The 17,001-nt window shown below is 62.1% G+C and carries 18 protein-coding genes; 13 read left to right on the top strand and 5 right to left on the bottom strand.

Features of this window, described 5'->3' with window-relative positions:
* Positions 1 to 4 precede the first annotated feature (4 nt).
* The gene (locus AC1U7K_RS04090) at positions 5 to 739 is read left to right on the top strand and encodes a flagellar motor protein MotB (RefSeq protein WP_480249521.1); all 735 of its coding nucleotides are present in this window, start codon (positions 5 to 7) and stop codon (positions 737 to 739) included.
* 8 nt (positions 740 to 747) lie between these two features.
* Here AC1U7K_RS04090 and AC1U7K_RS04085 read toward each other — a convergent pair whose 3' ends face one another.
* From AC1U7K_RS04085 to AC1U7K_RS04065, 5 genes are all read right to left on the bottom strand, one after another.
* The gene (locus AC1U7K_RS04085; protein ID WP_480249520.1) at positions 748 to 1,161 is read right to left on the bottom strand and encodes a hypothetical protein; all 414 of its coding nucleotides are present in this window, start codon (positions 1,159 to 1,161) and stop codon (positions 748 to 750) included.
* A gap of 20 nt (positions 1,162 to 1,181) precedes the next feature.
* Positions 1,182 to 2,276 (bottom strand): hypothetical protein, encoded by a 1,095-nt coding sequence (locus AC1U7K_RS04080; protein ID WP_480249519.1) that lies wholly within the window; start codon positions 2,274 to 2,276, stop codon positions 1,182 to 1,184.
* A 2-nt stretch (positions 2,277 to 2,278) separates the two neighbouring features.
* Positions 2,279 to 2,491 (bottom strand): hypothetical protein, encoded by a 213-nt coding sequence (locus AC1U7K_RS04075; protein WP_480249518.1) that lies wholly within the window; start codon positions 2,489 to 2,491, stop codon positions 2,279 to 2,281.
* A gap of 59 nt (positions 2,492 to 2,550) precedes the next feature.
* Positions 2,551 to 3,120, bottom strand: a complete 570-nt coding sequence (locus tag AC1U7K_RS04070) for a hypothetical protein (RefSeq protein ID WP_480249517.1) — start codon at positions 3,118 to 3,120, stop codon at positions 2,551 to 2,553.
* A 174-nt stretch (positions 3,121 to 3,294) separates the two neighbouring features.
* Positions 3,295 to 4,005 carry a chlorite dismutase family protein gene (locus AC1U7K_RS04065; RefSeq protein WP_480249516.1) on the bottom strand — a complete coding sequence of 237 codons (711 nt, stop codon included), beginning with the start codon at positions 4,003 to 4,005 and terminating at the stop codon, positions 3,295 to 3,297.
* Positions 4,006 to 4,151: 146 nt separating this feature from the next.
* Here AC1U7K_RS04065 and AC1U7K_RS04060 point away from each other — a divergent pair, with 146 nt between their 5' ends.
* From AC1U7K_RS04060 to AC1U7K_RS04005, 12 genes are all read left to right on the top strand, one after another.
* Positions 4,152 to 4,754: a hypothetical protein gene (locus tag AC1U7K_RS04060; RefSeq protein ID WP_480249515.1), complete on the top strand. Its 603-nt coding sequence runs from the start codon at positions 4,152 to 4,154 to the stop codon at positions 4,752 to 4,754.
* A gap of 61 nt (positions 4,755 to 4,815) precedes the next feature.
* A complete protein-coding gene (locus AC1U7K_RS04055) occupies positions 4,816 to 6,072 on the top strand; it encodes a competence/damage-inducible protein A (protein WP_480249514.1) in 1,257 nt (418 codons plus the stop codon).
* Positions 6,069 to 6,665, top strand: a complete 597-nt coding sequence (thpR, locus tag AC1U7K_RS04050) for an RNA 2',3'-cyclic phosphodiesterase (RefSeq protein ID WP_480249513.1) — start codon at positions 6,069 to 6,071, stop codon at positions 6,663 to 6,665. The genes AC1U7K_RS04055 and thpR overlap by 4 nt, the downstream gene beginning before the upstream one ends.
* A gap of 94 nt (positions 6,666 to 6,759) precedes the next feature.
* The gene (recA, locus tag AC1U7K_RS04045; RefSeq protein ID WP_480249512.1) at positions 6,760 to 7,884 is read left to right on the top strand and encodes a recombinase RecA; all 1,125 of its coding nucleotides are present in this window, start codon (positions 6,760 to 6,762) and stop codon (positions 7,882 to 7,884) included.
* 63 nt (positions 7,885 to 7,947) lie between these two features.
* On the top strand, positions 7,948 to 8,376 hold the full coding sequence (locus AC1U7K_RS04040) for a regulatory protein RecX (RefSeq protein ID WP_480249511.1): 429 nt from the start codon (positions 7,948 to 7,950) through the stop codon (positions 8,374 to 8,376).
* Positions 8,377 to 8,439: 63 nt separating this feature from the next.
* Entirely contained in the window at positions 8,440 to 11,073 is a 2,634-nt protein-coding gene (gene alaS, locus AC1U7K_RS04035; RefSeq protein WP_480249510.1) for an alanine--tRNA ligase, read from the top strand.
* A 122-nt stretch (positions 11,074 to 11,195) separates the two neighbouring features.
* A complete protein-coding gene (gene ruvX / locus AC1U7K_RS04030; protein WP_480249509.1) occupies positions 11,196 to 11,678 on the top strand; it encodes a Holliday junction resolvase RuvX in 483 nt (160 codons plus the stop codon).
* Positions 11,675 to 12,703, top strand: a complete 1,029-nt coding sequence (gene mltG / locus AC1U7K_RS04025; RefSeq protein ID WP_480249508.1) for an endolytic transglycosylase MltG — start codon at positions 11,675 to 11,677, stop codon at positions 12,701 to 12,703. The genes ruvX and mltG overlap by 4 nt, the downstream gene beginning before the upstream one ends.
* 6 nt (positions 12,704 to 12,709) lie before the next feature.
* On the top strand, positions 12,710 to 13,399 hold the full coding sequence (gene deoC / locus AC1U7K_RS04020; protein WP_480249507.1) for a deoxyribose-phosphate aldolase: 690 nt from the start codon (positions 12,710 to 12,712) through the stop codon (positions 13,397 to 13,399).
* Positions 13,400 to 13,483: 84 nt separating this feature from the next.
* Complete coding sequence (locus AC1U7K_RS04015; RefSeq protein WP_480249506.1) at positions 13,484 to 14,656, top strand: phosphopentomutase; 1,173 nt, start codon at positions 13,484 to 13,486, stop codon at positions 14,654 to 14,656.
* A gap of 4 nt (positions 14,657 to 14,660) precedes the next feature.
* Positions 14,661 to 15,128 carry a RidA family protein gene (locus tag AC1U7K_RS04010; protein ID WP_480249505.1) on the top strand — a complete coding sequence of 156 codons (468 nt, stop codon included), beginning with the start codon at positions 14,661 to 14,663 and terminating at the stop codon, positions 15,126 to 15,128.
* Between the two features lie 207 nt (positions 15,129 to 15,335).
* A complete protein-coding gene (locus AC1U7K_RS04005) occupies positions 15,336 to 17,000 on the top strand; it encodes an IPT/TIG domain-containing protein (protein ID WP_480249504.1) in 1,665 nt (554 codons plus the stop codon).
* Position 17,001 lies beyond the last annotated feature (1 nt).

Here is a 17,001-nt window from a genome sequence, read left to right as displayed (position 1 = left end):
GGAGATGGCGAAAAAAGTCAAGCACGAAGAACACGAGAACCATGAGCGATGGCTCGTGTCCTATGCCGACTTCATCACGCTGCTGTTTGCGTTCTTCGTGGTGATGTACTCGATCTCCTCGGTCAACGAGGGGAAGTTCCGCATCGTCAGCGAGAGCATCCAGGCGGCGCTTCGTCCCATGGTGAGCCAACCGGTGTCCCCCGTTCACTTCGACCTCGGCGACTACAAGTCCTCGTTGGTGCCAACCTTGGGTCGGAAGGTGCAGTTCGTCAGGCAGATTCAGGAGGTGCTCAACAAGTTCAACAAGGAGATCGCCTTCAAGGACAAGCTCACCGTCATGCCGACGGATCAAGGCGTCGTCATCACGATCGCCGATAGCCTCGCGTTTGAGAGCGGACGGGCCGATGTCCGACAGGAAGTCCTGCCCGTGTTGGAAAGCTTGGCGGAAGTCCTGTTGGACCCGACGTACCGCGTGAAGGAAGTTCGGGTGCAGGGCCACACGGACAATGTGCCGATTCGGTCCGCGGTGTTTCCCTCAAACTGGGAACTGTCCGCGGGGCGCGCTGTCATCGTCACGCGCGTGCTCTCTGAGCTGTACCATGTGCCGAGCGATCGGTTATCGGCGACGGGGTTCGCCGATACCCGACCCGTCGCGGACAATTTGACACCGGAGAACCGGACGAAAAATAGGCGCGTCGAGCTCCTGGTGATCATCAACGATCCGGAGCCGCGACTGTAGAGTAGGGGCTAGCCCACGAAATCGGGGCTGAGACGGTCGATGGGCCGAATGACGTTCGCTTTGATTTCGTTGTAGACCACGGTGCGACCGGCCTGCCGCAGCCGGCTGAAGATCCCTTCCACGATCACCTGCTCGCCTTCCCGGACGTCGGTTTTCCCCAAGCCGATAACTTTCACCGTGGCGTTGCTGTCCTTCAGAAGAAAGCCGTACGCGGTCTGCCCTTGCCTGTTCTCGGCCGTCTGAATGCTGGTGACCCGGCCGACGACCACGACCATTTGCTTGTCGTATTGATCCGGATGGGAGACGAGGTCGGCGACCTCGAGCATACCCGCTGCAGCGAGAATCGGCGACGTGATGACGAGAACGAAAAGAGTACCGGCGAGGGTCAGGGTCGGAAGCAACGTGGGAGCGCCCACTCGCATACACAACTCCTTGTTAGAGATTACATCCGCCGATCTTCGCCGAGCATACTGCGCAAGACATGCTCGCCCATCGCATCGAGTTCCAGTTCGCCCGCCGGCTTCGGCTCCTCGATCGCCGGGAGGTCCTTCGGGGCCGGGGCGATGCGCTGGAGGAGTTCCTGCTCGAGTACATCGAGCGAGAGGTCCATCTCGTTCTGAATGGCTGCAAGCCGTTGCAGCGCGAACAAGGACCGAGCGACGATGGGCCACGATTTGCTTTCCAGTTCTTCCGTCATGCCTCCGCTCGCAAAGACTCTCAATTTCTCAATCAGCGCCTCTTCCGTGAATTCGAGACCGTCATAGGCCGCCACCGATCGCTCCACCGGCCGGCGGGACAGAGCGAGAAACGTTTCGCGCCACAAATTCCGTTGAGGCTCGGCGTGGACCTTTGCTTGAAGCCCTTCGAGGTACTGCTGGAGGTATTTCACCTTCCGGGCGGCGAGCGTACTGTTTGGGATGCCCCACACCGTGGCAATTTCATGATCCTGGAGCGGCATCAGGCTCGCCGTTTCCAGTTCACGAACCGACACCTCAAGCCGCTTGCGTTCGCGGTCCAGGCGCCGCAGCAGCGTTTGGTACTCGATCGACAAGCGCCGGCGCCGGTACTCCTCCTCATCGATCTCGTGTTGCTCCCACCGCGTCTCCAATTGACGGATCATCGGCTTTGCAATCGCCGCCCGCGCCCCGGCCTTGAGATCTCGAACGGCGTCCTGTGTGAGTCCGAAGCGTCGAGTCAGCAGGTCTTCCGCAAGCTTGCACAGCGCCTCCGTCCGGGCCATCTGACGACGCAAGCACTCGCCTTGCAGCCATAGCCGTTCGCGGCGCTGCCGAACGATGGTGCGATACTGCGTAATTCGGGCGGCGATGCTTTCGACCGCTTCGCGGGAGACCACCTGCACGAGCGGTTTGGCGCCGGCTTGCAGACGCGGATCGGGGCGGTCGGCGGCGATGTATTCGATCTCCTCCTGCGGCACATCCAGGTATTGGAGCATCAAGAGATGAATCATGATGCGGCCTTGGATGGGCAGGCTCGCTAACACAGCTTCGATGTGTTCGGCGGTCAATTCAGCGGACATCGCTATGACGATCCTGTCGCCTGAGCTTCAAGGTAGGTCGCGACGTATTCTCGAATCTGCTGCACGCTGCCGGTGAGATAGAGTTCACGGGGAACTTCGACGCGGTGGAGCTTGGCCGGATCAATGCCACGATCGAGGGCGTAGGCTTCATCCACGTACAGACTGACCGAGCCGTCGGCGTAGCGAACGGCGTAGAGCGCGTGGCTGTCGTCCATGGAACAGTATGACCTGGGCGATTCCTGCCATTTCAGATAACACAGGGCGGCGCACGGTGTCAAAGTATCGGCCGGTGTCCCTCGTGCTGGCGAAAACGATCACGTCGCCAGACGACATAGACGGTAAAGGCGATCAGGGTGAGCAGAAAGACCAGCCGGACCCGCCCATAGCCGTAACAGGCGAAGTTGGCGGTGGCGTTGAGGAGCCCGAAGGCGGCATAGGCGAGATAGACGAGCAGCGACCACCGGCGCAGTCTCAGAAACCCATAGCCGATGATCAAGTGGAGGGTCGGCGATTGCGCCTTGGCGAGGACGCCCAACAGCCCCGCCGGTTTCGCGCAAAAGACCGTCAACGCATAGGCGGGGTTGACGACGATGATGTAGAAATCGGTGAGCGCGGTCAACAGGAACAAGGCGCCCAAAAACCGGATGTCATGGGCCTGCGCCCAGATGGTGCGAAGCGTCACGCGTAAGGACGGCCCACCAGGCGGGGTCGGCAGGAATGCGTCATAGCTCTGAATAACCCACCAGGGCAGCACGATGAGCATCAGCACGAAGACATCGGCGCCCCGTCCGCCAATTTTCCCGGCCCCCCACGAGGCGAGCAGCAGGAGCGCAGTTGTGGCCATGATGGTTGCTCCATACTGTGTCTGCTGTTTGCGGATCTGGCCGAGACCGGGAAGGACGGCGGAGAGCAGCGCTGCGGAGCGAGAAGACGATGCCGACGCGGAACCGCTCATTGAGTCGGAGAAGGAGAGGATGGGGAGGCGCGGCTCATCGGCGCCGAAGCCGCGCCGAGCAGCCTAACCGCCGAGCGTGTCGAGCACTTCCTTGAGGCTCTTATGGATACACGTGAAAATCGGCGTGTCGCGCAGCGTATACCGGCTGCCCTCCGTTTCGCGCAGCGCCATCACGAGATCCAGAAAGTCCTCAGGCTTGTCGGTCTCGAACGCGACGACCCATTCCTGGTCGTCCAGACCAAAGGAATAGGTGGTATTGAGCTTGACGGACGGAAAGCGGTGCCCCACCTCGATGTGCTCGTCCATCATGCCCTGCCGCGCGGCTTTGGTCAGCAGGAACCACTCCCGGGTCTTCACGAATGGATAGACGAAGATGTACTTGCTCTTGCCGGGCACGATCGTCAGCCGTTTGCTCTCCTGACCCTCGTGCACGTGATGATCGACATAAATGGAGCGCTTGGTCATCGAGAGATAGGAATAGGGCGTGGTCAGATACTTCCCGAGACTCGTGGAGAGTAACTTACTGGTCATTTCCTGGAACAGTTCGAGTTCGTAGCTGATGCGCCAGAGCATGATATCGGCATCGCCGCGAATCCCGACCATGGTATAGGGAATGACCATCACGCGGGGCGCGTACTCCTCGATCACACGCACAAACTCTTGTTTCCCCCGGGTACGTTCATCTTCCGGCAAGCGGCGCCACGCCGGATCAACCTTGTAGAACGCAAAGTTGACGTACTGCCGCTTTCCGGGTTGTTGCTCGCCGCTGGCCATGCTGCCTCCTTACCTAGACAAGACGGAAAAATGTTGGCTTCTTAGCACTCCGTCCTCGTATTTGTCAATTGATCGGGGGCCGATGAATCTCGATCGCCCAAGGACGATTGATCGCCCACACGTGCTGTGTTACGCGTCATAGGAACATGCTTGGCGCGACCTACAGGATCGTCGTCACGTCCTCTATCACGGTCGTCCTTTCGACCGCCCACGGTCCGGGGAGCGCGGTGGAAATCAACCCGAACCCGGAGCAAATCGCAGGCGCGCTCGAGGAGGGAAAAGCCGCCGCACAGGCCCGCGTGCCTCCCGACCGGTTGTATGCCTGGTTCGGTTCCAAGGAGGACCTGGAGCCACGCGGCTTCCTGATGACCAAGATCGCGGGCCTTCGCGTGATGGCCACCCACTTTGCGCTTCGCGGTGAACACCCGACGGGCGAGGATATTCAGAAAATCCTCGATGAGCCGTCACTGCTCATCAGCGTGACGTTCTTCGGCGATCGCCCTAATTTCGCCGCGGACAGTTACATGTTGCTCACGCAGGGTGACCGGACGGTCAAGCCCGTCAAAGTCCGCTTCGACGGCCGAGCGCAGCGCTCCTCCGCATGGCCTCGGTCTCCGGCGTTCCAGGGCAAAATCGTGGCGTCATTTCCCTATGCGGACCTTGATCCGAAAGCCTCGACACGTCTCTCCGTCTTTCCATCGGCCGGCGGCGAAATTTCGTTCGACCTGGATTTTTCCAATATTGATTAATCGATCTTGCCGATACATTGATTTGACCCTCCTTCCACCCCCCTGCTAGCATCCCGGCGCGATGACACCGGGTGAGATCATTGCCATCGGGTCTGAAATGCTGCACGGCGGACGCCTCGATACGAACTCTATCTTTCTGGCCTCGAAGCTCGGCGCGCTTGGTGTGGAAGTGCGCTTCAAGTCCGTGGTCGGGGATCGAAAAGAGGACATCGTACTTGTCCTGCGGACCGCCGTTCGACGCGCGCGGGTGATCGTGATGACCGGCGGACTGGGGCCGACCGTTGACGACCTTACCCGTACTGCCGTCGCTCAGGTGACGGGACGTCCACTTCGCACGCGACGGGAGGCCGCCGATGCAATCGTGACCCAGTTGGCCCGGCGCGGGCGCACGCCGAGCGAGGGACAGCTCCGACAGGCTTTGATCCCATCCGGGGCGACGGTGCTCTTCAATCCCGTGGGGACCGCGCCAGGGTTTGCCGTACGGGGCGAAGGCTGTTTGATCGTCGCCTTGCCCGGTGTTCCGAATGAAGCGGAGGCGATGTTCGAGCAGGCGGTTTCTCCGCTGATTGCGGACAAGGACGGGCCGCGGATCGTCCGACGCGTTCTCCATACTTTCGGCTTGATCGAATCGGAAGTCGATGAACGGCTGCGGGGGCTCGAACGCGGGGCGAAGCGTGCCGAACTCGGTCTCTTGGCCTCGCCGATGGGCGTCCTTGTGTCGTTGACGGCCAAGGGACCGCCACCGCTGACGGATCCGCTGCTCACTCGAATGGTCGCCGAAGTGAAACGCAGGTTGGCCGGCTATGTCTATGCCGAGGGCGACGAGACGATGGAAGAGGTCGTCGGGCGACGGCTCCATGCGAGGGGAATGATGTTGGCTCTCGCGGAGTCGTGTACCGGCGGCTTGATCGGGCATCGGCTCACCCAGGTCCCGGGGAGTTCGGCGTACCTGGATCGCGGCGTCATCTGCTATAGCAACGAGGCGAAACATGAACTGCTCGGCGTCTCCCACCGCCTCTTACGGGAATATGGCGCGGTCAGCGCGGAGGTCGCGGCGGCGATGGCCCGGGGCGCACGGACGAGGAGTCGTGCCGATGTCGCCGTCAGCGTCACCGGGATCGCGGGCCCCGGTGGTGGCAGCGAGCGGAAGCCGGTCGGACTGGTCTACGTCGGCCTCAGCGGTCGACTGGGGCGATCTCAGCAGACCCTCACTCATGAATTCCGATTTCACGGCGATCGACAGACCATCAAGATACGGGCATCCCAGGCGGCATTGAATATCCTGCGGCAGTGGCTCCATCGACCGGGGACTCGATGATCCGGACGTTTGTCGCCATCGAGCTGGATGACATGACCCGACAGGCGATCGCGTCCCTCCAAACTTCCTTGAGGAATGAGTTGCAGCGAGTCAGTAGAGTCCCAAGGCTTCAATGGGTCAAGCCGGAATCGGTACACCTCACCTTGAAGTTTCTCGGCGACGTGAATGAAGAAACCGTTCCTTCCATTCTCGATGCTCTTGCCACGGCCGTGTCCGATCAGACGGCGTTTTCGGTCGAGGTGCAGGGCGTCGGTGTCTTTCCCGACGCACGCGCGCCGCGCGTGCTCTGGCTCGGCATGTCGGGCGCAACTGATCGACTGGTTTCCTTGGCGGGCCGGGTCGACGTGGCCCTGGAGCCGCTCGGGTTTGCTCGTGAAGCTCGTCCGTTTACACCGCACCTGACGCTGGCCCGCGTCAAAGACGGCGCACGCGAGGTCGGCAAGGCGTTGGTCGAGACCGGCATCCTTCGGCAGTCGGCTCGAGTGGGCATCGTCGATGTGGGCGCCGTCTCGCTGATGAAGAGTCAGCTCGGCCCTGCAGGTTCCGTGTACACCCGACTGGGCGGCTCTCAGGTAGGCCCTAAGTCTCCCTAGGTTTATCCAAGCCGTTTGAGTATAATTGGCGGCTCGGCGACTGAAGGCGAGATCCAGTGGTCTGGAATCCGAGCTATTTCTAAAGGAGGGGGCGATGGCGGAGCGCACGACCGAGACAACGGAGAAGAAGCGAGCACTGGATCTGGCCCTGTCCCAGATCGAAAAGCAATATGGGAAAGGGGCCATCATGAAGCTCGGGACCGCGGAAGCCCCTGTTGATATCCCGGCGATCCCCACCGGATCGCTCGGGCTCGACATCGCCCTCGGCGTGGGCGGTCTGCCTCGCGGCCGCGTCATCGAGATTTTCGGGCCGGAAGCCTCCGGCAAAACGACGCTCACGCTTCATGCGATCGCCGAGGCGCAGAAGATGGGCGGGATCACCGCGTTCATCGACGCCGAACACGCGCTCGATCTCGGGTATGCCCGAAAGCTCGGCGTGCAGACCGACGATCTGCTCGTGTCCCAGCCGGACACCGGCGAGCAAGCGCTCGAGATCGCCGAGACGCTCGTGCGGAGCGGCGCGATCGATCTGATCGTCGTCGATTCGGTGGCCGCGCTCGTGCCACGCGCCGAGATCGAGGGCGAGATGGGCGACGCGCACATGGGTTTGCAGGCGCGGCTCATGTCGCAGGCGCTTCGCAAGCTGACGGCCGCGATCTCCAAGAGCCAGACGACCGTGATCTTCATCAATCAAATTCGAATGAAGCTCGGGGTGATGTTCGGCAATCCGGAGACGACGACCGGCGGCAACGCGTTGAAGTTCTACTCATCCGTCCGGCTCGACATTCGACGGACCGAGTCGATCAAGGAAGGCCAGGACGTGACCGGCAGCCGCGTCCGCGTCAAGGTCGTCAAGAACAAGATGGCCCCCCCGTTCAAGCAGGCCGAGTTCGATATCATGTTCGCCGAGGGCATCTCCAAGGCCGGAGAACTGATCGATCTGGGGGTGGATAAGCGCGTGATCGAAAAATCCGGATCGTGGTACTCCTACAACGGCGAACGCATCGGGCAAGGACGGGAAGCCGCGCGCGATTTTCTGAAGATGAACGGCCCGCTCGCGAAGGAGATCGAGCAGCGCATCCGCGAAGCCTCCGGCGTGCCCGGCCGACAAGACAAGCGACCCGACGGGAAAGACGTGCGTCCTGAGGAGAAGCCGACCGACGGGAAGCGGCACGTCACCGAACCCCCACGTCGCGAGATGGCCCGCGCCGGGAAGTAGCTTGTCCAGTTCCGTCACTCGCAGTACCGAGGACGGAGGCGGCTCCTTCAGTTCGAGTTGTCCGTGCCGGGTATTGATCCTATCGAGGAAGCCGCCCTCCGGTATCTCGCTCGCCGCACCAGGACCGAAGCTCAACTGCGCACCTATCTTGAGCGCGCTGGCGCCTCGTCGGCACAGGTCCGCCGTGTCCTTCGTCGGTGCCGCGACTTGGGGTATGTGAACGATTCCGAGTATGCTCGTCGGTGGGCGCGCAACCGTCTCGCCCGCTACCCGATTGGACGTGAGCGTCTGGAAGGCGAGTTGGCGGCGCAAGGCGTGGGCGAAAGGACCATTGCCGATGTCGTTCGAGACCTCTATGATGAGGTGACGGAACGGGACTTGGCCGAGCGACTGCTCAAGAAGAAGCCGTTGACGCCCGGTCAATTGAAGCGGCGCGGCTTTAGCGACGAGACGATCCGTGCCGTGCTGAAGCGCGAGTTCGATCAGGACTGAGTGCCGCATGGGTCGGTGACGAGGCCGGCGAACAGATGGAGTGATGTTGTGAACGGGAGCAGCATGAAACAGACCGCGCAACAATTGCGGCAGGGATTCATTGACTATTTTGCGAGACACGGACATCAGCCGGTGGCCAGTTCCTCACTCATTCCTCAGGCTGATCCGACCCTGCTATTCACGAACGCCGGGATGAACCAGTTCAAAGGGGTCTTTCTCGGCGAAGAGACGCGGCCGTATCGGCGGGCCGTGACGGTACAGAAGTGCATGCGCGCCGGCGGCAAGCACAACGATCTCGAAAACGTCGGCTATACGGGACGGCATCACACCTTTTTCGAGATGCTCGGCAATTTTTCGTTCGGCGACTACTTTAAACAGGACGCGATCCGCTTCGGCTGGGAATTCCTCACGTCGGTAGTGGGCCTGCCCAAGGACAAGTTGTGGGTCACCGTCTTTCGTGAAGACGATGACGCGGCCCGGATTTGGGAGCACGAGATCGGCATGCCGGCCTCGCGCATCATGCGGTGCGACGAGAAGGACAACTTCTGGCAGATGGGGGAGACGGGGCCCTGCGGTCCGTGCTCCGAGATTCATTTCGATCAGGGCCCCGGTGTGCCGGGGGACGCGGTGCCGAACGGGGCCGGTGACCGCGTGATGGAAATCTGGAACCTCGTCTTCATGCAATACAACCGAGACGCGAAGGGGACGCTGACCCCGCTCCCAAAACCGAGTATCGATACCGGCATGGGCTTGGAGCGCCTGGCCGCCGTCGTCCAAGGTGTCACGAGCAATTACGATACGGACCTGTTTCAGCCGATTCTCGCGGCGATCGGGCAGCGGACGGGGCACCGCTACGGCGCGGAGGCACAGGCCGATCGTTCCATGCGCGTGATCGCCGACCATTTACGGGCGATCGCGTTCCTGATCGCCGATGGAGTCCTGCCGTCGAATGAAGGTCGTGGCTATGTCTTGCGGCGGATTTTGCGGCGTGCTGCGCGACACGGACGGCTACTTGGAGTGAACGAGCCGTTCATGGCGGAGTTGACCGGCACGGTCGTCCACGAAATGGGTGCGGCCTATCCGGAACTGCGGACGGCGCAAGGCACAATCGCCGAGGTCATCGAGGGCGAGGAAGAGCGCTTCATCGCGACGCTCGATCAAGGACTGCCGATCTTGAACGATCTTGTCCGGCAAGCGAAGGCGGCAAAGCGGGATCGGCTGGTCGGCGAAGACGTGTTCAAGTTGTACGACACGTATGGCTTTCCGCTTGATTTGATCATGGAAGCGGCGCGGGAGCAGCAGATGACGCTGGATGAGGCCGGCTTCCAACGGGCATTGGAGGAGCAGCGCGAGCGGGCCCGCAAGTCGGCAGGGTTCGAAGTCGCGACGACAAAGCCCGCCATCGCGGAGCTGACCGGTCGCGTAAAGCCGACGCAATTCGTCGGATACGACGAACTGCAAGCCGACGGGCTTGTGCAGGCAATGCTGCAGAACGAGCGACTCGTGACCGAAGCCGTGGAAGGTGACGAGGTTGAGGTCGTCCTCGACGTCACGCCGTTCTACCCGGAAGGCGGCGGTCAGGTCGGTGACCAGGGGCTCCTGACGGGCGCCGACGGGCGAATCGAGATTCGCGATACCACTCGGCCGGCGCCGGATCTCGTCCTCCATCGCGGGGTCGTGCGGTCAGGGCGGATTCGCGTCGGCGATCGCGTGCAGGCGACCGTGAACAGATCGATGCGACTCGATGCCGCGCGCAACCACACGGCCACCCATCTGGTCCATGCCGCACTGCGTGAAATTCTCGGGCCGCACGTCAAGCAGTATGGCTCGCTCGTGGCGCCGAACCGGTTGCGATTCGACTTTGCGCACTTCCGGCCCCTGTCGTCCCGTGACATCGACGAAGCGGAAGCGCTGGTGAACGAGCAGGTTCGGCGGAACGCCGCCGTGCAGACGAATGTCCTGCCGATGCAAGAAGCGGTGGCGGAAGGCGCGCTTGCGTTTTTCGGCGACAAGTACGGCGATCGCGTCCGGGTGGTCAGCATCAACACGTTCAGCAAAGAACTCTGCGGTGGCACGCATTGCCGGCAGACGGGGGAGATCGGAACGTTTCGCATCGTCTCTGAAACCGGCGTCGCGGCGGGCGTGCGACGGATCGAGGCGCTGACCGGTAGCGGCGCGATGGCGTATGTCAAACAGCTCGAGCACGAGATTCGAGAGCTGTCCGACTTGCTCAAGGTGGGCCGTGGAGAGTTGATCGCGAAGACGCGCAAGCTGCTCGCGCAATTGAAGGACAAGGAGCGGGAGCTGGAGCAGGTCAAGTTGAAGCTGGCGAGCGGGGCCAAGGAGGAAGCGCAGGTCCGCACGGTGCAGGGTATTACAGTCCATGCGCAGCGGGCGGACGGCCTGGCGGTCGGGGAATTGCGGGCGTTGGCGGATCAGCTCCGTGATAAATTGAAAACGGGCGTGATCGCCCTGGGTGCCGCGCAGGATGGAAAAGTTTCGTTGCTCGTCGTCGTCACGAAGGATTTGACGGGGAGGCTGCGCGCGGGGGATTTGATCAAGGAGATGGCGACGGAAGTCGGGGGGACCGGTGGCGGGCGCCCGGAAATGGCGCAGGCCGGTGGAAAAAATCCCGAGCGATTGGATGCGGCGTTGGAGAAGGTGTTTGGGTTGGTCGAGCAGGCGGTGGGGAAGTAAGGAGGGGGGACGGATGGGCGGACCTCTGTGCTCGCAGAACGCGCACGATCGGAATGTGCTCGTTCGATGCGCGCAGTGGAGGTCCACCCATCCATCCCCCGACAGTCTTCTCGACGATGGGGATGGAAGTGGGTAAGACGAGAATCCTCGCGCTCGATCCCGGCTCCAAGCGCATCGGCGTGGCGGTCAGTGATGAACTCGGGTGGACGGCGCAGCCGCTGGAGACGTTCGAGCGGCACTCGCTTGAGAAGGATGTCGAGCACATTCGCGCGCTCGTCCGCGACCACGACGTCGATCGGGTCGTGATGGGGATGCCGATTCGAATGGATGGGCGGATTGGACCTGAGGCCGAACGCGTGCAGGTGTTCCAGCAGCAACTTGCCGAGGCGCTCAAAATTCCTGTCATTGCCTGGGATGAACGGTTGACGTCCAAGTCGGCCGAATCCATCCTCATCGATGCCAATGTCAGCCGCCGAAAGCGGAAAGGCGCGATCGATCGCGTGGCCGCCGCCATCCTGCTGCAGAGCTACCTTGCCTCGCTGTCCGCAGCTCCGCTTTCGTCTCCCGGGGACGAGGACCCACAAGGCAGGTGGGACGATCGGTGAGACGACGCGTCCTTCCGTGGCTGGGTGTGCTTCTTCTGGTCATGGGCGGACTCTCTGCGTACCTCCTCGTGACGTGGACCACGGCCCCTGCCGTTCCCGCCGGTTCGACTCCCACCATACGGGTGATCACCATACCGGAAGGCATGGCGTTCCGTCAGATTTCGGCGCTCCTCGAGAAAGAGCACGTGATCCGAAGCCGCTGGGGCTTCATGTTGCTCGGGCGATTGACGTCTTCCGATCGCCGGATCATTCCAGGGGAATACGAGCTCAACGATGGGATGACGCCCCGCGAGGTCTTGGCCAAGCTCTTGAGCGGCCAAGTCGTCCTTCACCCGGTCACGATTCCGGAAGGCTACACGCTCCTGCAGATCGCCGCACTGCTCGAGGAAAAGGGATTGGCAAAAGCCGCCGAGATCCTCAGCTTGGCCCAAAATCAGGATTTCATCCTGACCACATTTCATCTCGATGTGCCGAGCCTTGAAGGTTACTTGTTTCCGGAGACCTATCATTTTGCCCGCGGCACCAAGGCAAAGGATATCTTGACGGCGATGGTGGAAGGGCTGTGGCGTGTGTTCACCCCGGAGTGGCGCGCGCGCGCTCAGGACATTCACATGACGGTGCACCAAGTGCTGACGCTCGCGTCGGTGATCGAGAAGGAGACCGGATCGGATGGTGAGCGGGAATTGATCTCCTCCGTCTTTCACAACCGATTGCGCCGGCGGATTCCGCTGCAGAGCGACCCGACGGTGATCTACGGCCTCACGGATTTCGACGGGAATTTACGCAGACGGGATCTGGAGAAGACGACCCCGTACAACACCTATCGGGTGGCCGGTCTGCCGCCGGGGCCGATCGCGAATCCCGGGGCCCAAGCGATTCGTGCGGCGCTCTATCCGGCCTCGACCACCTATTTGTATTTCGTCGCGAAAAACAACGGCACGCATCAATTCTCCTCAACCTTGACCGAGCACAACCAAGCGGTGGACAAGTATCAGCGACGGCCACGCAAGCGGACGTCATCATAATCACAAATGCAGCCCAACGACTCGGTCCAAGAATTAGCGGCCTTGATCGATCACACGGTGCTCCGCGCCGAAGCGACGCGTGCGGACGTCGTGCGGCTGTGCGAGGAGGCCCGGCGCTACGGCTTCACGGTCGTGTTCGTGCCGCCCTGTTACCTCCCTGAAGTGGCTGAAAGGCTCGCGGGCAGTGGGATTCGCATCGGCATCCCAATCGGCTTCCCCCTCGGCGGTCATACGACGCGCATGAAGGTGGCGGAAGCCGTTGAAGGCGTAGAAGGCGGCGCGACGATTCTTGATATGGTGATCAACGTCAGCCGATTGAAATCGGGTGAGTATGCCGCCGTCCGGGATGAGATGGCCGCGGTCGTCGAGGCCACTCCCACCGCCGAGCACAAGGTCATCCTCGAAACCTGTTATCTCACCGACGAGGAAAAGCGCGTGGCCTGTCGGCTCGCGATCGAAGCCGGGATGGATTATGTGAAGACCTCGACGGGGTTCGGCGCGGCCGGTGCGAACGTCCGCGATGTCGCCCTCATGAAGGAAGCGGTGGCCGGGCGGGCGAAGGTCAAAGCATCGGGCGGCATCCGGGATCTCAACACCGTCCGTGCCATGTTGAAAGCAGGTGCCGATCGAATCGGGACGAGCGCCAGCGTCCCGATCATGGACGAATGGTTGGCCGCGCGCGGTGTGCCGCACTGATCACCTCGCCATCGCAACATACCGTGATCCTCGCCCCTCAACGTTCGCCTGGCTGACCTCCCTGCCTTCTGCTATCATCGGCGCGTGATCCGTCGGTGGATTCTCATCGTCGTAGACGGCTTCGGCGTGGGCGCCTTACCCGATGCGGCGGCATACGGAGATGCGGGCGCAAATACACTGGGCCACGTGGCGGCGCAACGGCCCTTGGCGCTCCCGATGATGGAGCGACTGGGCTTGGGATGTCTAGGGGACTTTCCTGGCATTCGACGATCCGCCGACCCGGACGGCTGTTTCGGGAAGTTGGCCTTTCAGTCGAAGGGGAAGGATTCGATTACCGGCCATTGGGAGCTGTGCGGCGTGGTGGTCGACGAGGCCTTCCCGACGTATCCCAACGGCTTTCCTCCAGAGATCATTCAGGCCTTCGAGCGCGCGATCGGCCGGCGCATTCTGGGGAATCGAGCCGCCTCCGGCACGGAGATCATTCGCGAGCTCGGAGCCGAACATCTTCAGACCGGCGCCCCGATCGTCTACACGAGCGCCGACAGTGTCTTTCAGATCGCCGCGCACGAGCACGTGATCCACGTGGAGGACCTGTATGAGATGTGTCGGATCGCGCGGAAGCTCCTCAAGCCGCCTCATCTCGTGGGCCGCGTGATTGCGCGACCCTTTCTCGGTGAGCCGGAGAGCTTTGTCAGGACGTCGCGGCGCCGTGATTTCTCGGTCACGCCGCCCGATCAGACGCTCCTCGATCGGTTAAAGGCGAGCGGTCATCCGGTGATCGGCGTCGGGAAGGTGGAGGACCTCTTTGGCGGGCGCGGACTCACGCGGGCCATACACGGCGCCTCCGACGCCGACAACTTGGACGAACTCGGCAAGCTCTTGAAAACCGTGCCGCGGGGAGTGATCATCGTGAACTTGGGCGACTTCGACACCAAATACGCGCACCGCAAGGATGCCATCGGCTGGGGGCGCGCGCTGGAGGACTTCGACCGCCGCTTGGCCTCGTTGCTGGACCTGCTCAGGCCGGACGATGCGGTATGTGTCACCGGAGATCATGGAAACGATCCCACCACGGCCGGCACCGACCACACTCGCGAATACGTGCCCTTGCTGATTTATAGCTCGCGCCTGGCCCGCGGCATCAACGTCGGGACTCGATCGACGGCCGCTGATCTCGGACAGACGATCGCGGATGCCATGCAGGTGCCGATGCTGACGGCAGGCGAGAGTTTCTTGCCGGCGATCACGACGAGGTAGAAAGATGCCGATCGAGGATCAGTTGAAGACGCTGGGCATCGTACTGCCGCCGCCGCCGGCGCCCGTGGCCACGTACGTGCCGGCTGTGCAGGCCGGCGACCTGCTGTTTCTGAGCGGCATGTTGCCGTTCCGCGACGGGAAGCTGTCGATCGAAGGCAAACTCGGCAAGGACGTAACGGTGGAGCAGGGGTATGCGGCCGCAACCCTCGCCCTCTTCAATGCCCTGGCGGTTGCGCGACATTATCTGGGCACTCTCGATCGTGTCATGCGAATCGTGCGACTGGTGGGGTATGTGGCCGCGGCGGACGGGTTCACTCAGCAGCCGGCCGTGGTCAACGGGGCGTCCGATTTCCTCGTGAAGATTTTCGGAGACGTCGGCCGCCACGCCCGAAGCGCGGTCGGTTGTGCCGAATTGCCTCTCAACGCCCCGGTCGAAATCGAATTGATCCTTCAGGTGACCGAAAAACGTTAAGGCCGTCCCCGCGGCTCTTTTCGTCGTATCCCTGAACTCCCTTGCGTCCGGTTGCCTCAACCTTGCCAACGTCGCCTCGCCTTGACAGCCAAAAAATGCGGTTGTTATAGTGCAGCACGCCCTTCGCGTCCGTGATTTCTCGCATGGTATCCCCCGAGCGCGGTCGTCACGCCGGTAGTTCAAATGCTGCATGACAGGAGTTCAGGTATGTGGTTCATCGCACTCGTTCTCTCGATTCTGTCGTTGCTCGGTGTGGAGGCGTCGGCGTCTGCCGCGACGAGCATCACTCCTGAGTCAGGTCCCATCGGCTCCATCGTCACGATCACCGGGAAGGGGTTTGGGCAGTTTCGCTCGGCGCGTGAGAATCGCGTCTTGTTTCATGGCACGCCGGCACTGGTTCAACGGTGGGACCCCGACGTGATCGTCGTGAAAGTCCCGTTGCGGGCGACGGACGGCCCGGTCGAGGTCGTCAAGGGAAAGAAGAAGACAAAGGTGGGCACGTTCTCGGTGCAGCAGCCGACCATCGAGGCCGTCATGCCGCATGAAGCGGAGCCGGGCACCGTCATTCAAATAGCCGGTCGGGCGTTCACGAATACCGCCGGGTCGAAAGATCCCAATACCATGTTCGGCGTGAACGACGTCTTGATCGGCGGGGTGCCGGCGAAGGTCCGTAAATGGCGGAACGAGAAAATCGAAGTGGAGGTGCCCGCGAATGCCTCCTCCGGCGATGTCATCGTCCGTCTCGCCTCGTCCGATCCGCTGCCGGACGGGTCCTGCTGCGCGCCGGTTCAGTACAGCATCAGCAATGGCGTTCCGCTGACGGTGATCCCGTCCATTCGCGTGGATCCCGTGAACGGGCCGGTAGGGACGAAAGTGGTCTTTTTCGGAAAGGGATTCGGTGCCACGAAGGGGCCCGAGGAGGGCGTCCTCTTCAACGGCCATCCGGGGACGATCGCCCAATGGTCCGATCAGATGATCGTCACGCACGTCCCGCTCGATGCGACCAGCGGCCCGCTCACGCTCAAGCTGAAGGACCGCGAGCGGACCCTCGGGCAGTTCGCGGTTCAGGTGCCGCAGGCGACGGGATTGACCCCGACCAAGGCGCCGATCGGCAGCCTCGTGCGGATCAGCGGCGAGCATTTTGGACTTTATTCGGAAAGCGGCGCGACGCCGTTTGCGTTCATGGACTTCAATAAGGGCGAGAACGCGGTCGAGTTCGGCGGTGTGCCGGGCATCGTCTACCGCTGGCACGACAACAAGATCGACGTCTGGGTGCCGTACAGCGCGAAGAGCGGTCCCGTGGTCGTCAAGCGAGGCGGCACGAAGCCGAACCCGGATGGGACGTGCTGCGCGGATCGGGGCATCGTCGTGGCGGAAGCCGGAGAGTTCGAGGTCGTGACACCCAAAGTCGAATCCTACACGCCGACCACCGCCGGGCTCGATGAGATCGTGACGATCAAAGGCAGCGGCTTTGGCAATTTCCTGAAGACCACCGAGCCGACCCAGCCCGGATTGAACGAAAAGGGGCATGACTTCAACCAATATGAGCTCGGCGAGAACATTTCGCGGAGCGAGGTGCTGTTCAACAACGTGGCGGCGTTGGTCGTCTCGTGGACCGATACGGAAATCAAAGTGCAAGTCCCGCATCGCCACCTTTTCGGGATCGGACGGGCAGGCGAGTTCACGGCGGATGCGGCAACCGGCCCGTTGGTAGTTCGTCGAGGGTCGTGGGATCTGTTGCCCGACGGGAGCTGCTGTACGCCCAAGCGGTGGGTGACGGCCGAGGCGGGACCGTTCACGATTCAAGTCAAAGGCGTGCCCGACCAGCGGTTCTTCGAAGACACCCGGCAAGAAGCCAGTTCCAGCCAGTAAG

The sequence above is a fragment of the Nitrospira sp. Vd2 genome (assembly GCF_979581665.1).
The sequence above is the reverse complement of the archived record's forward strand: the minus strand, read 5'-3'. Positions and strand labels throughout refer to the sequence as shown.

Bases quoted from the DNA above. Each gene is read 5' to 3' on its own strand.
- AC1U7K_RS04080 (WP_480249519.1), bottom strand. From the start codon at position 2,276: ATGTCCGCTGAATTGACCGCCGAACACATCGAAGCTGTGTTAGCGAGC.
- recA (WP_480249512.1), top strand. From the start codon at position 6,760: ATGGCGGAGCGCACGACCGAGACAACGGAGAAGAAGCGAGCACTGGAT.
- AC1U7K_RS04085 (WP_480249520.1), bottom strand. From the start codon at position 1,161: ATGCGAGTGGGCGCTCCCACGTTGCTTCCGACCCTGACCCTCGCCGGT.
- AC1U7K_RS04005 (WP_480249504.1), top strand. From the start codon at position 15,336: ATGTGGTTCATCGCACTCGTTCTCTCGATTCTGTCGTTGCTCGGTGTG.
- AC1U7K_RS04055 (WP_480249514.1), top strand. From the start codon at position 4,816: ATGACACCGGGTGAGATCATTGCCATCGGGTCTGAAATGCTGCACGGC.
- AC1U7K_RS04090 (WP_480249521.1), top strand. From the start codon at position 5: ATGGCGAAAAAAGTCAAGCACGAAGAACACGAGAACCATGAGCGATGG.
- AC1U7K_RS04010 (WP_480249505.1), top strand. From the start codon at position 14,661: ATGCCGATCGAGGATCAGTTGAAGACGCTGGGCATCGTACTGCCGCCG.
- alaS (WP_480249510.1), top strand. From the start codon at position 8,440: ATGAAACAGACCGCGCAACAATTGCGGCAGGGATTCATTGACTATTTT.
- deoC (WP_480249507.1), top strand. From the start codon at position 12,710: ATGCAGCCCAACGACTCGGTCCAAGAATTAGCGGCCTTGATCGATCAC.
- ruvX (WP_480249509.1), top strand. From the start codon at position 11,196: ATGGAAGTGGGTAAGACGAGAATCCTCGCGCTCGATCCCGGCTCCAAG.
- AC1U7K_RS04075 (WP_480249518.1), bottom strand. From the start codon at position 2,491: ATGGACGACAGCCACGCGCTCTACGCCGTTCGCTACGCCGACGGCTCG.
- AC1U7K_RS04060 (WP_480249515.1), top strand. From the start codon at position 4,152: ATGCTTGGCGCGACCTACAGGATCGTCGTCACGTCCTCTATCACGGTC.
- AC1U7K_RS04065 (WP_480249516.1), bottom strand. From the start codon at position 4,005: ATGGCCAGCGGCGAGCAACAACCCGGAAAGCGGCAGTACGTCAACTTT.
- AC1U7K_RS04070 (WP_480249517.1), bottom strand. From the start codon at position 3,120: ATGGCCACAACTGCGCTCCTGCTGCTCGCCTCGTGGGGGGCCGGGAAA.
- thpR (WP_480249513.1), top strand. From the start codon at position 6,069: ATGATCCGGACGTTTGTCGCCATCGAGCTGGATGACATGACCCGACAG.